This is a genomic window from Aliiroseovarius sp. CAU 1755 (assembly GCF_054482655.1).
On record NZ_JBTLRH010000002.1, the window covers coordinates 38,711 to 53,172 of the forward strand.

17 protein-coding genes and 1 other RNA gene are annotated in these 14,462 nt (G+C 60.3%); 10 read left to right on the top strand and 8 right to left on the bottom strand.

The genetic code is table 11. The features are described from left to right. The first annotated feature begins 146 nt into the window (after nucleotides 1–146). Nucleotides 147–629, top strand: coding sequence for an Hsp20/alpha crystallin family protein (locus ACXYMP_RS07350; RefSeq protein ID WP_298566070.1), 483 nt, complete (start codon nucleotides 147–149; stop codon nucleotides 627–629). Nucleotides 630–783: 154 nt separating this feature from the next. Here the strand turns inward: ACXYMP_RS07350 and ACXYMP_RS07355 are convergent, their stop codons facing one another. From ACXYMP_RS07355 to ACXYMP_RS07375, 5 genes are all read right to left on the bottom strand, one after another. Continuing rightward, complete coding sequence (locus ACXYMP_RS07355) at nucleotides 784–1,233, bottom strand: hypothetical protein (RefSeq protein WP_458905397.1); 450 nt, start codon at nucleotides 1,231–1,233, stop codon at nucleotides 784–786. Between the two features lie 176 nt (nucleotides 1,234–1,409). Next, nucleotides 1,410–2,402, bottom strand: coding sequence for an acryloyl-CoA reductase (acuI, locus tag ACXYMP_RS07360; protein WP_458905399.1), 993 nt, complete (start codon nucleotides 2,400–2,402; stop codon nucleotides 1,410–1,412). 10 nt (nucleotides 2,403–2,412) lie between these two features. After that, nucleotides 2,413–3,513: a dimethylsulfoniopropionate demethylase gene (locus ACXYMP_RS07365; RefSeq protein ID WP_458905401.1), complete on the bottom strand. Its 1,101-nt coding sequence runs from the start codon at nucleotides 3,511–3,513 to the stop codon at nucleotides 2,413–2,415. 33 nt (nucleotides 3,514–3,546) lie between these two features. After that, nucleotides 3,547–4,182 (bottom strand): DUF1326 domain-containing protein, encoded by a 636-nt coding sequence (locus ACXYMP_RS07370; RefSeq protein WP_248365620.1) that lies wholly within the window; start codon nucleotides 4,180–4,182, stop codon nucleotides 3,547–3,549. Nucleotide 4,183: 1 nt separating this feature from the next. After that, nucleotides 4,184–4,936, bottom strand: a complete 753-nt coding sequence (locus ACXYMP_RS07375; RefSeq protein ID WP_458905404.1) for a DUF2182 domain-containing protein — start codon at nucleotides 4,934–4,936, stop codon at nucleotides 4,184–4,186. Nucleotides 4,937–5,052: 116 nt separating this feature from the next. Here ACXYMP_RS07375 and ACXYMP_RS07380 point away from each other — a divergent pair, with 116 nt between their 5' ends. Beyond that, entirely contained in the window at nucleotides 5,053–5,784 is a 732-nt protein-coding gene (locus tag ACXYMP_RS07380) for a FadR/GntR family transcriptional regulator (RefSeq protein ID WP_458905406.1), read from the top strand. Here ACXYMP_RS07380 and ACXYMP_RS07385 read toward each other — a convergent pair. Then, nucleotides 5,781–6,644 (bottom strand): hypothetical protein, encoded by an 864-nt coding sequence (locus tag ACXYMP_RS07385; RefSeq protein WP_458905408.1) that lies wholly within the window; start codon nucleotides 6,642–6,644, stop codon nucleotides 5,781–5,783. The two genes, ACXYMP_RS07380 and ACXYMP_RS07385, sit on opposite strands and share 4 nt — an antisense overlap. 3 nt (nucleotides 6,645–6,647) lie before the next feature. Between ACXYMP_RS07385 and ssrA the strand changes: the two genes are divergently transcribed. From ssrA to ACXYMP_RS07425, 8 genes are all read left to right on the top strand, one after another. After that, nucleotides 6,648–6,999, top strand: a transfer-messenger RNA (tmRNA) gene (gene ssrA, locus ACXYMP_RS07390). 182 nt (nucleotides 7,000–7,181) lie between these two features. Further along, nucleotides 7,182–7,613 carry a nuclear transport factor 2 family protein gene (locus ACXYMP_RS07395; RefSeq protein ID WP_298566063.1) on the top strand — a complete coding sequence of 144 codons (432 nt, stop codon included), beginning with the start codon at nucleotides 7,182–7,184 and terminating at the stop codon, nucleotides 7,611–7,613. 48 nt (nucleotides 7,614–7,661) lie between these two features. Next, nucleotides 7,662–8,936 (top strand): chromate efflux transporter, encoded by a 1,275-nt coding sequence (chrA, locus tag ACXYMP_RS07400; protein ID WP_458905410.1) that lies wholly within the window; start codon nucleotides 7,662–7,664, stop codon nucleotides 8,934–8,936. Nucleotides 8,937–9,003: 67 nt separating this feature from the next. Next, entirely contained in the window at nucleotides 9,004–9,561 is a 558-nt protein-coding gene (locus tag ACXYMP_RS07405) for an SspB family protein (protein WP_298566061.1), read from the top strand. Between the two features lie 95 nt (nucleotides 9,562–9,656). Continuing rightward, on the top strand, nucleotides 9,657–11,051 hold the full coding sequence (gene fumC / locus ACXYMP_RS07410; protein WP_298566060.1) for a class II fumarate hydratase: 1,395 nt from the start codon (nucleotides 9,657–9,659) through the stop codon (nucleotides 11,049–11,051). Continuing rightward, nucleotides 11,051–11,248 carry a DUF4169 family protein gene (locus tag ACXYMP_RS07415; protein WP_298566059.1) on the top strand — a complete coding sequence of 66 codons (198 nt, stop codon included), beginning with the start codon at nucleotides 11,051–11,053 and terminating at the stop codon, nucleotides 11,246–11,248. The genes fumC and ACXYMP_RS07415 overlap by 1 nt, the downstream gene beginning before the upstream one ends. Then, complete coding sequence (locus ACXYMP_RS07420; protein WP_298566058.1) at nucleotides 11,245–11,475, top strand: ribbon-helix-helix domain-containing protein; 231 nt, start codon at nucleotides 11,245–11,247, stop codon at nucleotides 11,473–11,475. The genes ACXYMP_RS07415 and ACXYMP_RS07420 overlap by 4 nt, the downstream gene beginning before the upstream one ends. A gap of 34 nt (nucleotides 11,476–11,509) precedes the next feature. Continuing rightward, nucleotides 11,510–11,740, top strand: a complete 231-nt coding sequence (locus ACXYMP_RS07425) for an N-(5'-phosphoribosyl)anthranilate isomerase (RefSeq protein ID WP_298566057.1) — start codon at nucleotides 11,510–11,512, stop codon at nucleotides 11,738–11,740. A gap of 13 nt (nucleotides 11,741–11,753) precedes the next feature. On the opposite strand, the gene ACXYMP_RS07430 is transcribed toward ACXYMP_RS07425, so the two are convergent. Further along, entirely contained in the window at nucleotides 11,754–13,127 is a 1,374-nt protein-coding gene (locus tag ACXYMP_RS07430; RefSeq protein ID WP_298566056.1) for a cytochrome P450, read from the bottom strand. Continuing rightward, on the bottom strand, nucleotides 13,124–14,413 hold the full coding sequence (locus tag ACXYMP_RS07435; protein WP_458905414.1) for a hypothetical protein: 1,290 nt from the start codon (nucleotides 14,411–14,413) through the stop codon (nucleotides 13,124–13,126). Before ACXYMP_RS07435 ends, ACXYMP_RS07430 begins: the two co-directional genes overlap by 4 nt. Nucleotides 14,414–14,462 lie beyond the last annotated feature (49 nt).

The window sequence follows — 14,462 nt, forward strand, 5'->3', positions numbered from 1 at the left end:
CGTCGCGCCTGCGACCTTGTCAGATCGCTTGGGCGACACCAGACCTGCAGCCGGAGCGCGTAGGTCTGACGCAGATCAAGGCGATTTCAGGCGAATTGATATACAATAATTGCATTGTCTGAAGATTAACCTGAAAGGAGGAAACAATGTCACAACGTGAATGGCTTCCGAAGATGTGGGGCGACTGGGGCGAAGACGAGGACAGCCCGTTTCATGCCTTACGCAAGCAGGTGGATACGCTGTTTGAGGATTTCGACAAGGGGTTCCCAGCCCGCGTGTCCGGGTTCTCTTTGCGCACAAATGTCAGCGAAACCGACAAGGAAATCTGCATCACTGCAGAGTTACCGGGCGTCGAAATGAAAGATGTCGATGTCGAGATCACGGGCGACAAGATTTCGATCAGGGGCGAGAAAAAGTCCGAGAAAGATGAGACGACCGAGAAAGACGGTCGGACATTTCATCGGATCGAACGAAGTTCTGGTGCATTCCAGCGGATGACTCGCCTGCCTTTCGAGATTGATCCTGAAACGGTGCAGGCAGGCGTCGCAAACGGCGTTTTGACCGTGACCATTCCGAAGCCCGCCAAAGAGCAGCAAAAAACCAAGAAGGTTGAAGTCAAGCAAGGTTGACGGGGCACTGGCCACTCCAAGTGGGCCAGCGCGCAACCAAAGGCGCCCGCGGAAGATCCCGCGGGCGCTGTTTCTTTGTTGTGCCCGATAAGCTTGACCTTTTGGCCTGTCTTACCCCGCCAGACACGCGGTCAAGGCGACGGGCGTTCTGGGTCTAGAAGCTCATCCGCGCATCAGCGTCCAGCATCGCGGCAGCCATGGCGTCGGGCGCAGCGACGGTGACACCGTCAAGCAGCACCTCGGGCCCAGCGCCTTTGTTGGGCAGATAGATCGCGCAAACCTCAACCTTGGCACCGGGCAGGCCCATGATCTTTTGCACAAGTTGTTGCGGACCAACGCCCAGCGGTTTTTGCGGGGCGGTCGCGCTTTCAGGGGCCTCTTTCAGCGCCAGATCAGCAGCGGGACCGCACAGCATCACATGAGGCATGGCGCCTTGTTCGGCAGATTTCATGGTCAGCACCATGGCCATCATCTGGGTCTGGGCTTCGGGCGCGGTCAGGATCGTGACAAGCGTGTCCGCTTCATCGGCATGGGCCGTGCCAGCAAACGCCGCCAGCCCAAGGGCGGCGGCGGTCAGGGTGGTTTTGATCGAGAATTTGGTCATGTGATCTATCCTTGAAAACGGGTGAACCCGGCCCGGCGTCGAACAGACACGGAGCGGGCGAGGCTGTGCGCCTCACCACATGACCTAGGCCTTACATTCCAAGAAAAGAATGCGTCATTTCGCACCGCGACCAACCGCCTCATGCAGAGGCACATGGCGGGTGGTCACAACAGCCGTCAGCCGTTCACATCGACAACCACGCGCCCCTTGACCTGACCTTTCAGGATATCCGCGCCAAGGCCCGGCAGGTCCGCCAGCGTTGCGGGTTGGACCATCGCTTCAAGCTTGTCCATCGGCAGATCACTCGCAATCCGTGTCCAGGCGCGCAAGCGGTTCTCGTAAGGCTGCATCACACTGTCGATGCCTAGCAGGTTCACACCACGCAACAGGAACGGGATGACGGTGGCAGGCAGCCCAGCGCCACCGGCCAGACCAACCGCCGACACGCTCGCCCCGTATTTCATCTGACCCAAGACGCGCGCCAGCATGTCGCCGCCCACGGCATCCACGCAACCAGCCCAAGTCTCGGCCTCAAGCGGGCGCTTGACGGTCTCGTTCAGCTCTTCGCGCGGCACGATAGTGGTGGCACCAAGGCCTTTCAGATAGTCCGCCTGATCGGGGCGCCCGGTGACGGCGGCGACCTCGTAACCCAGATTGGCCAGAATGGCGGTTGCAACCGAGCCGACGCCACCAGCAGCCCCGGTGACCAGCACCGGTCCCTGCCCCGGTTTCAACCCGTGATCTTCCAGCGCCATCACGGCCAGCATCGCCGTGAACCCCGCCGTGCCCACGGCCATCGCTTGGCGCGTGTCCAGCCCCTTGGGCAACGGCACCAGCTTGTCTGCCGCGATCCGGGCCTTCTGGGCATAGCCGCCCCACGACACCTCGCCCACGCGCCAGCCGGTCAGCACCACTTTGTCGCCGGACGTGTAGCGGTCGTCGTCGGACGCTTCCACTGTGCCGGCAAAGTCGATCCCCGGCACGTGGGGATAATTGCGCACCAGCCCACCGCCTTTGGGGGACATGCACAGCCCATCCTTATAGTTCACGGTCGAGTATTCGACGGCGACGGTCACGTTGCCTTCGGGCAGTTGATCCTCGCTGAGTTCCTTGATCTCTGCCGAGGCCAGCCCGTCGTCATTCTGCTCCATCACAAGTGCTTTAAACATCGTTGTTTCCCTATATCCAGAAAGTCTCATAGACGGTCGCGGCACGCGGCCCGTCAGGCGTCATCACATCCAGTTCGGTGCCCGTATCCCAATGGGTCATACGCACCATACCTATGGCGACACCGGTGTTGAAATCAGGCGAGTTCGCGGCCGAAGTCACCTGCCCCACCTGCTTATCCCCATCCATCAGGGGCCACGCCCGATCACAGGGGGGCACGCCACCCAAAATCTCGATCGCGCGTATTTGTTGCACCGGGCCTTCCTTGGCCACGCGCAAAAGCGCATCGCGCCCGACACAACCCAGCGCGCTTTGGGTCGAACAAAAGCGCCCAAGCCCGGCCTCGTGCGGGGTATTTTCGCGGGTCATGTCATTACCATAGCTTAAAAGCCCGCCCTCGACCCGTTCGATCCCATTGGGGCAGCCGGCATGCACATCCATACTTTTGCCCGCCTCCATCAGCGCGTTCCACAGCGGCATGGCGATGTCAGCGCCTTCGACGTAAACCTCAAACCCGCCCTGCTTGGAATAGCCCGAGCGCGCCACCACAAGGCTGCGCCCTTGGAACGCCAGCCGCTTGTAGCGGAAGAACCGGATATCACGCACCGCGTCGCCAAAGACAGCCGCCGCCAGATCGTCGGACTTCGGCCCCTGAATAGCCAAAGGCGAGACGTCGGGTTCATCCACCAGCACATCCAGCCGAAACCCATAGGCCAGCCCCTTGACCCAAAAGAGAAGATCACTGTCCGCGATCGAGATCCAGAACCGGTTGTCATCCAGCTTCACCGCCACAGGGTCATTCAGCAAGCCCCCGGTTTCATCCACCATAGGCACATAGAAACACTGCCCGTCCTGCATCTTTGACAGGTCGCGCGGGGTCAGCATCTGGATCAAGCGGGCGGCATCCGGGCCGCGCAGCTCGACCTGCCGTTCGCAGGCCACATCCCAGACCTGCACGGCGTCTTTCAGGTGGCGATAATCCTCTTCCACCGACCGAAAAACGGTCGGCAGCAGCATGTGATTGTAAACCGTATAGCCTTTCACCCCGGCAGCTTCGACACCGGGGCTGAAGGGCGTGCGCCGCAAACGGCGTGAGGGTGAGATCAGGGCCATGGGTCGCGCTTCCGTGCCAGAACTCCGGCCGCCTTAGCGACCGGGGCCTTTCCAGTCGATCTGGCAAATCTCGGCCGAGCGGCCATCGAAGTCCCACACCCGCCCATGCGCGCGCAGCTTGCCTTTTGTGGCTGTGGCGACGGTGATGTCCGGCCCCATCCAGTATTGGGTGTTACGGATGACAATATCCTCGTCGGGGTCCGCCCCGCCAACCGGGTGCACCACACCGTCGATCTTGCGCCCCACCGTGATGTGGCGGGTCTTGCCCTCGGTCTCATACGTGACCGGTTGGCGTTCTGCGCCAAGGAATTCGCCCACCAACATTTGGAACAGCCCTGTCGTGCCTTTGGCGGCACCCGAGAAGATCGTGACCAGCGCCTCATAGGCATCGTCACTGGCGCGCTCATCAACGAACAGCGCGACCTTCCAGTTGCCGCGCCCCATATTGCCGGGGATTTCGATCATCAGACCAAGGTTCAAGCCTGACAGGTCAATATCGCCATATTGCCCGCTATCAATCCGCACCCCACCCCATGTCTGGCAATGCCCTTCTGTGGGCGGGTGTTTGCCAAGGCTCACCACACACGGGCAAAAGACCGTGCAGTTACAGTTGAGGATCAGCTCCCCTTTGATGGTCCATTCGACCTGACCGACTTGTGTTCCGTCCATGTTATCCTCCCTGGACAAGCACCAGGACCCCGCCCGCGATCAGCGCCCAGCCCAAGGGGCGGGTCAGATAGCGGCCAAGATCTGGCAGTTTTTCAAAAATCATGATGAGAGTGGCGAGCCCCATGAAGGCAAGGTTCATCACCCCGCCGACAAAGCCCAAAAGCATCAGCGCCCAGCAGCAACCAAGGCAGAGCGCGCCAAGGCGCAAGCCCAGCACGGCGTCGTTCCACCGCGTCGCACGCCAGTATTGCATGAAGAAACTCATCGGCTGGCGGCATTTGGACAGGCAGGCGTCCTTGAGGGTCGAGAACTGATACGCCCCCGCCCCGATCAACAGCGCACCCGTGAGCCAAGGCGAGATGCTTTGACCCAGAGGCGACAACAGCCCCGCGCGAAACAGCATCAACTGTCCCGCAGCAGCGATTACGGCAAAGCCAAGCCAAATGACCAGATAGCCCGAGACCAATTCCCCAAACCCGCGCCGTGACCCCGCGCCCGAGGCGATCATGTCGTCATATGTGGCAAAGGTCGGCAAGGCGGTGGGGGCCATCATCGCCGCCGACATCACCGCCCACATGGCGAAGAGTCCAAGGAACCCAGCCTTGTCGGGTTCAACCAGACAAAGCGACCGCCAGAAGTCCGCCCCATAGATGCGCGACAATTCCAGCGAGTCCGGCGGAAGCGCCATCGCATAAAGCAGCCCCCACCCCACAAGGATCAACCCAAACAGCGCCAGCCAATGCGGCGCGCTCATGGTTCTTATCCTTGACGAAACGGACATGCTTCCCCCATCTTGCGAGTCGGAATGATAATGTCTGACAATTGCTGTTCGGGCAAATGAATTGTCAGACAATTGAAAGGTGACGCCGCGTGAAAACCGATCTGGACGAAAACCAAGACCTGTCAGCCCAGATCGCCGAGGCCATTCGCGACGCTATTATCAACGGCAGCCTGCTGGTCGATCAGCGCCTGCCGTCTGAGGCAGAGCTGTGCGAGAAATTCAGCGTTGGAAGGTCCACAGTTCGCGAAGCGTTGAAACGTCTGGCCGCGCAGAACCTGATCCGCACCCAGCGCGGCGCCGCCGGCGGGGCCTTCGTCAACCGCATGTCATTTGAAGAGGCGTATGGCCAGCAGATCACCACCTCAACCTTGCTTCTTTCGATGAACGAGGTCGATTTTGAGACCGCCTGCGAGGCCCGCTATGCGCTGGAACGTTCCTGCGCACCCCTGTCGGCCCAGCGGCGCACCCCCGACCACCTCGCGACCATGCGCGCTGAAATCCACCGCCAGTCACAGCCCGGCCTCACCGACGAGGCCTTCTGCGCCTCGGACGTGGCCTTTCACCGGGCCTTGGTCGATGGCGCGGGCAACCCGGTGCTGTCCTATCAACTGGCCGGTGCGGTTGAAGCCATGCAGCCCCTGATGAACATGATCACCTATACTCAAAGGGATCGGGAGCGGATCGTAGGGCTGCACACAAGGTTGGCGGATGCGATCGAGGCGCAGGTTGGCGATCAGGCCGCCACCATTCTGGGCGATCTGGCGGCGTATACTGCCGAATTGGGGCGCAGCCGCGCCTTGCAATCAAAGCGCGCGGATTAACGATCTGGCTGTGGCGCGCCGCCAATGCGGCGATAGATCTCGGTCAGCAGGGCGGCACCGATCAGGGTTTGTAGGACGACAGACACGGCCTCGATCAAGGCCGTCCACAGATCAAAGCGCGCAACACTGATCTTGTCGGCGTCATATGCCTGCATCAAAACCTCGCCCAGCCAGACTTGCACGCCAAACACCGCCGCCATTCCCGCCATCACGATCAGCGACGTCACCGCAAGCGGACCGGCCAGTGGGGCCGTTCGGCGATACCCGTCGCGCAAGGACATCGTTTCGCGCCGCAGGGCACCATGGGGCAGCACGTAACTGATCCGGTGCACCAGATAAGTTGCCACAAAGCCCAGCAATACGGCCAACGCGCCGACCAGAAGCGGCGCAAGCTGACCGTCGCGCAATGCCCCAAACGACAGGCCAAGCCAGGCGCCATCCAGAAAGGCCGCAAACCAGCCATCCACCCCCGGCATCATCGACATCGCCAACCCGAGCACGACAAGGCCCATGACGGCAATCAGCCCGACCAGAAAGGAAACGAGGAGCCATTTGAACGTATAGCGCCCGAGATCGCCAAAGGTCAGCCGCAGGTCAGGCGTGATCATCATCTCGGGCAGGACATGCCGATGCCACAACACAGCGATGACCGGGACCATAACGATATCCAGCAGTGGGATCAGCGGCGAACCAAAGGCTTCGGCGCGGTAGAGCCAAAAGCTGACGGCAGCCGAGATCACGACCCATGGCAGGCAAATCAGAACGGCGAACCGCGCGTGCTGCACAATGGCGCGCACCGCCCCGGTGAAAATCAAAACGCCGTCCGCAACCACATCCAACCCCTTACAAAAGCTCGCCACCCGCCCCTTTTCAAATACCGGCAGACCTCCTATATATGCAATGTCCTTTCGGGGACTATGGACATAAACGCGCTCGCAATAAGCGGATCGGACCCGGGGGCGGTACCCGGCGTCTCCACCAAACATCCTTCATTTGGGGATCATGGGGACGAAATAGGATCGACGGACGTCTAAAGGGGTTTGCTTTGTCTCGGTGAGTTACCACCGTTATCGGTACATTTAAGCTAGTTGCAAATGACAACAAAGCTCCGGCTATGGCTCTGGCTGCGTAAGCAGTTCGAGTTGCCGATTTAAGCCCTTGCGCCTAGCAGCGTAAGGCGGGGTTCGCAGGCACCTGGCAACAGAAGCCTGCACTTTCCAAACTGTCTTGCACCACCTGTCTGTCCCGTGATGGCGTCAGAAGAACAGAAGTTTTTCTCTCCTGCTCACACATCGTTAAGGGGTCGCACCCTAAACTGTGGCGATCGCAAAGAGCCCTTCAGGGCAACCGGAAGGCGACCTGCCTACGGTGCCCACAACATCGCAAACGGACAGAGCATGACCCAGACATCCCTTGAGCTTTTGAATGAATGGTATGACCGCATCTGGGTGCGTCAGGATCTGGAAGCCATCAACCTGCTGTTCACCCCTGACACCGAAGCCATGGGGATGATGGATTTCGCCGTCGGGCCCGAGGATTTTCGCGTTCTGGCCGAAGCAATACTGGCCCAGATCGACGTAACCGGCGTGCAGTTTGAACGCGCCATTGAAATGGGCGACTGGGCTTGGGCGACTTTCACAGCGCAAGCGGTGGCCTTGCGCGACCGTAGCCCAATTGCGGTGTCCGGTCAGATCATGGCACGCGTCACCGATGGGCGGATCGTCGAAGCCTACAATCAGGTCGACTTTCTGTCGTTGTTCGAACAGTTGGGATATCTTCCGAAAGACAGCCTGGCGTTATGTCTTTCGGGTGAAGGGCTGGGGCTCTAACACCAAAAGACCCTTGCTTTCGGGTGTTCCACGCGGCCCTATCCGGCCATGAGACCGACAATTGCTGACCTTACCCGTGTTTTTGCCCGCATCGGACTGATGTCTTTTGGCGGTCCAGCCGCGCAAATCGCCGTCATGCACCGCGAACTGGTCGATAATCGACCATGGCTGAACGAGCGGCAGTTCCTGAACGCCCTGTCGTTTTGCATGCTGTTGCCGGGGCCAGAAGCGATGCAGTTGTGCACTTATGCCGGATGGCGGTTGCGCGGTGTGCTTGGCGGGGTGATCGCGGGTCTTTTGTTTGTGCTGCCGGGGGCGGCGCTGATGCTGGCGCTTGCCTATGCCTATGCGACCTGGGGCCAGACCCCGATTGTCGAGGCAGTGTTCAACGGGATCAAAGCCGCGGTCATCATCGTGGTGATCCAGGCGCTTTACCGACTGGCACGCAAAACGCTGAAACATGCCGGCGACTGGTCCGTCGCCATCCTGTGCTTTGCCGCGCTCTTTCTCTTTGACATGCCCTTCCCCTTGGTGATCCTTGGGGCCGCCAGCTATGGCCTTGTGCGCAATCGAGGTGCTCGCTCCAAGCTGGCTGCAGACACGGTCGAGGCTCAGACGCAGCCCGCCTCCTTGCCGCGCAGCCTGATGCAGGTTGCGATCTGGCTTGCTCTGTGGTGGCTTCCCATTGCTGCGGCGGCTGCGTTCGGAGCGGACACGCTGGCCGAAATCGGGCTGTTCTTTTCAAAGCTCGCCGTGGTCAGTTTCGGCGGGGCCTACGCCGTTCTGGCCTATATGGCGCAAGAGGCCGTGACCACGCAGGGTTGGATCAGCCCCGCGCAGATGATGGATGGGCTTGGTCTTGCGGAAACCACCCCTGGCCCTCTGATCTTGGTGACCGAGTTCGTGGGCTACATGGCTGGTCACAGGGTCGGTGGCGTGGGGCTTGCCCTGGCGGCCGCATTCATGACGCTTTGGGCGACCTTCGTGCCGTGCTTTCTGTGGATCTTTGCCGCAGCCCCCCATGTCGAATGGTTGACCACGCGACCGCGCCTGACCTCGGCGCTGTCTGCCATCACCGCAGCTGTGGTCGGGGTGATCGCCAATTTGTCCTTGTGGTTTGCCCTGCATGTGTTTTTCAACCAAACGACCCCCGCTCCTGCGCCGTTCGCGACCTCGCTTCCGGTTCTGCACAGCGTGGATCTGGCAGCGCTGGCGTTGTCAGCGCTCGCGGCTGTGTTGCTTCTGTGGCGCGGTTTGGCTTTGCCGGTTACGCTTTTGATCATGGCCGCAGCGGGGGCTGGGTTGGGCGTCGTCTCGGGCTAAGTGCTTCTTGGCTTTTCTTCACGCCCGAATCCCCTATTCTGGACAAAACCGGCGGGAGATATTTTTGATGTCCGACAAGATCGACTATGGCAACCTGATGCATGACGCGATGCGCGACCTGATCCGCAAGGTGCTTGAGGACGTGTCAGAACACGGGCTGCCCGGACAACACCATTTCTTCATCAATTTTGACACCCGCCACGACGGCGTTGAACTTGCCGACTGGATGCAGGACCGCTTTCCCGAAGATATGACAATCGTGTTGCAGCACTGGTTTGAAAACCTGGCGGTTGATGCGAATGGCTTTGGCGTGACGCTGAATTTCGGCGATGCGCCAGAGACGCTTTATGTTCCGTATGATGCGATCAACACCTTTGTCGATCCCTCGGTCGAGTTTGGCCTGCGCTTTGAAATGCAAGACCCCCATCATCCGGACCTGCACATTGCAGGCGAAGAGGATCAGGCAGACCCAAGCGACATCGCAGAAGAAGCAGCCCCCGTTGAAGACCCCGAACGCGACGCTGGCGGGACTGCAGCTGAGGCGACCGCCAATGATGATGGCGAAGATGACAGCGAAGATCACCACGACGCCGAGATTGTGAGCCTGGACAGTTTCCGCAAGTAACCGCGCAAGCGGCGTCGGTTCGGGCGCTACCAGCATTGATCTTGGTGTACAATAGGGTACAACGGCGTCGGTTTATGCAGAAAAGGCGCCAAGATATGACCCAGACCCGCACCGAATCCGACAGCTTTGGCCCTCTTGAGGTTCCCGCAGACAAATATTGGGGCGCGCAGACGCAGCGCTCACTGATGAATTTCCCTATCGGCTGGGAGCGTCAGCCCGTCGCCATCGTGCGCGCCCTTGGCGTGATCAAACAGGCCTGTGCCGAAGCGAACAAGAAATCCGGTGCGATGGACGGCGCAATTGCCGACGCGGTTATTCAGGCGGCCTCGGAAGTGGTCGCCGGCAAGTTTGACGACAACTTCCCGTTGGTCGTCTGGCAGACCGGGTCCGGCACCCAGTCCAACATGAACGCCAACGAGGTTATCGCCAACCGTGCCATTGAAATCATGGGCGGCGTGATCGGGTCGAAAGACCCCGTCCACCCCAATGATCACTGCAATATGGGCCAGTCGTCAAACGACACCTTCCCCACCGCCATGCACATCGCCACCGCGATGTCTGTGCGCGACGTGCTGTTGCCCGGTCTGGAAAAACTGCTGGCGGGGCTTGAGGCCAAAGAGGCTGAGTTCAAAGACATCATCAAGATCGGGCGCACCCATACGCAGGACGCAACCCCACTGACCTTGGGGCAGGAATTTTCGGGCTATGCCCACATGATCCGTCAAGGGATCGCGCGGGTGAAGCTTGCCCTGCCCGGCATCTATGAGCTTGCCCAAGGCGGCACCGCCGTCGGCACCGGGCTGAACACCAAGGTTGGTTGGGGCGAAGAGGTTGCCGCCAACATGGCGCGCATCACCGACCTGCCCTTCGTCACCGCCCCCAACAAGTTCGAGGCACTGGCCGCCCATGACGCGATGGTCTTCATGTCGGGCGCTTTGGCGACCGTGGCAGGCAGCTGCTATAAGATCGCCAACGACATCCGTTTCCTTGGCTCCGGCCCGCGCTCGGGTCTGGGCGAGCTGATCTTGCCGGAAAACGAACCCGGCTCGTCGATCATGCCGGGCAAAGTGAACCCCACACAGGCCGAGGCGCTGACCCAAGTCGCCGCGCATGTCATGGGCAACAATGCGGCGATGACCTTCGCCGGTTCGCAGGGGCATTTCGAACTGAACGTCTATAATCCGATGATGAGCTATAATTTGCTTCAGTCGATCCAGCTTCTGGGCGACGCGACGGACAGCTTCACCGAACGGATGTTGAACGGCATTCAAGCCAACGAACCCCGCATCGACAAGCTGATGAAGGAAAGCCTGATGCTGGTCACGGCCCTGGCCCCGACGATCGGTTACGACAACGCAACGAAAGTGGCCAAGACCGCGCATAAGAACGGCACCACCCTGAAGGAAGAGGCCATCGCTCTGGGCTTCGTGGACGCGGAAACCTTCGACAAGGTCGTGCGCCCCGAGCAGATGATCGGCCCCAAGGCCTGATGGGGAAACCGGTCAGCCTGTCCAAACACCGCAAGGCGCAGGCGCGCTTGAAGAAGCGCGCCCAAGCCAATGAAAATGCAGTAAAGTTTGGGCGCACGCTGGCCGAGAAAAAGCTAAACCAAGCGCGGGCTGAGAAGTCGGCCCGCGACCTTGATGGCCACCAGAGCGACGGTGACACGCAGCCGGACAAGACATGAGCGCACGGCCGGAAAAACACTCCCTCACCCTGCACGGGCACCGCACATCGGTGTCGCTGGAGCCGGAGTTCTGGGACGCCTTCCGTCGCATCGCAAAGGCGCGCGGGATGCCGTTGAATGCACTGGCTGCAGAGGTGGACGAAGCCCGCGGGGTAGATGCTGGTCTTGCTTCGGCAATCCGGGTGTATGTTTTGACGCATTTTCAGGCCCAGCTGCGCTCGGATTAACCCCACGTTAATCTACGGCTGGCAGAGTGGCGGTATGACCGATATGACCCCCTTTCCGCGCCCCGAAACCTGGCTGATGCAGCTGTTCACCTCGCCAGCCGCGATGAAAGGCGGGATCGTGCGCCGCCAAACCTGTGATGTGGACAGCATCATCGGTCGCAAGCGCCTGTTGCAAGAAGTCGCGCGGCGTGGATTTCATGTGATCGAAAACGCAGGTCAGTATATCATTTTCTGCAATACTGATCCGGTGCGCGTATTGGCCTGACAGGCCCCCACGATCAGGCGCGCGGCGTCAGCCGCAGCCAGATACCGTCCTTGCCGCGCACCGTCAAATGCGCAACTGGAACGGCTGGACGATCATCGACCAGATCGAAATGGAAGGCGCGCACCAACATCGACAGGATCAGCGGCCCTTCGACCATCGCAAACCCGGCACCCGGGCAGACACGCTGCCCGGCGGAAAACGGCAGAAAGGCGTTGCGCAAACAGGCCTTGCCATTTTGGGTTTGAAACCGAGCAGGATCGAAAGCATCAGGGCGATCCCAAAGCCGTTCGTGACGGTGCAAATGCCAAGGACTTAGGACGATCTGGCTGGATTTTGGCACATCGCGCCCGCGAAACTGCTCAGGACATGCAGCTTGGCGCACCATCATTGGCACCGGTGGATACAGACGCAGGGCTTCGCGAAACACGTCGCGCGACAGGCGCAACTTGGACATGGTCGAGAAATAGATCTTTTCGGGATCAATCGCACCTTGCGCCTCTGCTGCGATGCGGTCCTGCCAATCAGGGTAAAGCGCCAACAGATACAACGCCCACGCCAGCGCCGAGGCACTGGTTTCGTGCCCCGCCAGGAAAAAGATCGCCACCTGGTCGACCATTTCTTCCATATCGAAACGATCGCCGGTTTCGGGATCTGTCGTGGTCATGATCTTGGTGGCCAGGTCGTCCGGCGCCCGACCGGCATTGATATCCGCCGTCCGTTCAGCCGTCAGTTGCGTGATCAACCCGCGGATCTGGCGCGCTGTGCGTTTGGTTTGCCGTTTGTGAAACCGCGGAAACCAGTGCGGCAGCGGCAAAACAGCCCCTAGGTTAAGAACCGGCTGCGCGCGCTGGTGGTCGCGGAACTTGTCAAAGACCTGTCCGGCCACCTCGTGTTCGATCGGGATCGAGAAAAGCGTGCGAAAGATGACGTCCGCCGCCGCATGGCTGGTCTGCGCTTCGATCTCGGTTGGCGAGCCATCTGCCAACGGGCGCAAACGCTCGACCGCAGCGGTCGCGGCATCCCACATGGCAGGGAAAACCTCTTTCAAGCGCCCCCCTTCAAAGGCTGGGTCAATGATGCGGCGTTGGCGTTTCCAGATCGCGCCATTGGTCACAAAAACCGAGTTGCCCAAAAGCGGTGCCAGCCCTTCGCGGATGCGATCGGATTTGGGAAAATCGTCAGGTCGTTCCTTCAGGACCAGATCAACCAGTGTCGGGTCGTTGCACAGATAGCTGCGGAAAAACGGCGTGCGAAACTCGGCCATCCATGCGCGGTAAAGCCGAGCGGGCTGCGCCGACAGGATATCGCGACGAAAAAGCCGCGCATATCGCCACAGCGACACGCGCCCCTCGCGGGCTTTTGGTTTGGGGGGCAGGAGGTCGGTCATGGGGCTGTGCTCGTGTATTTTGACATCGGCACCTCGATCCGGCTGTTCGAGGGGCGACGGTTTTGGTAGCGCTGGCCCAATGTCATCGGCCCGGCCGTGATGCGGAAATAGTCGTAGTCGCCGGGTTGGTCGAACGCACAAAGATATTGAAAATGAAGGCGAAAAAAGCGCCAGCGCAGCGTCTTCCAGCGTTCCGGGCTCAGCGTTTTTTTGAAAGCGGCCGACACCACCAGCGGCCAGCGCTTGCCCGTGACTGGCGCGACACCTGTCACCGAAACCGGATCGCACAACGCAAACGCACAGCCATCGCCAGGGGCGGTGATATCCACCCATGTAATTCCCGCCTGACCACTCAGATAGTGCAGATCGCGGCGCAGCCGATGGGCGTCCGGCAGAAAACTGACCATCGGCACCACCTGCCCAAGGGTCAGAAAGCCCAACGTTGGCCCCGAAGGCGCCACCTGCCCCTCGCGCAGCAAGTCCGCCAAAACCGACACACCGATATGAGCGCCTGAACTGTGTCCGACGACCAACACTTCGTCCACGTCAGATCGCAAGGCCTCGGCGATTTGATCGACAAACAGCGCCATGCGCGCCTCGAGCGCTGCTGAGTTTGCCCCCTTGGAGCGCGCCGAATAGGCATAGTCATGCATCAGATAGTAAACATAGAGCTTGTTATCGACCTTGCGAAACCAGCGCAGCACCACAACCAGCGTCGTCAGGAAGACAGCCCAATAGCTTAGCGCTGCCACCATCTGGCGGACCGCGAACCCGGTGCTTTCGCCCGACAGCGCCAGACGCCCGACCGCAAAGCTGATGACCCCACCCAGCACATGACCAAGCAGCAGCGCCAACACCAACTGCAAGATCAGCATGCCAACCGGGTAAAGCGCGGCGATCACTGGGCCTTTTCGAAGCTGCATGAGCCGCCAAAGCGTGCCAGACGCAATATAGGTCCACGCCGTGCGCATCATCAGAAGGTAGGTCTGCACGATGTTCAACTGCATGCTGTCGCGCACGATGTCAGACCAGACCAGAACGTCAAACTCGGCTTCGGTCTCGGTCCCGTCCATGCGACCTGTTACCTGCCAGCCATAGCTTCCCGGTCCCTGACGCCCAATCAGGCTGACCTCATAGCCTGACACGGCCGCCTGTGCAGCACCTTCCTTGCGGTAAAGTTCGCGGTATCTGCGGGGATGAATGGGGTCGTAGCCTGGAATGTAGAAAACCCGGCGGCGGCGCACCTGTTGGGTGGCAGAGGACTGAGGGGCGGCTTCATCTTCCATTGGCCCGACCTAGCTGTTTCGGACCAGACACTAGCCGGGTAACTCGGCA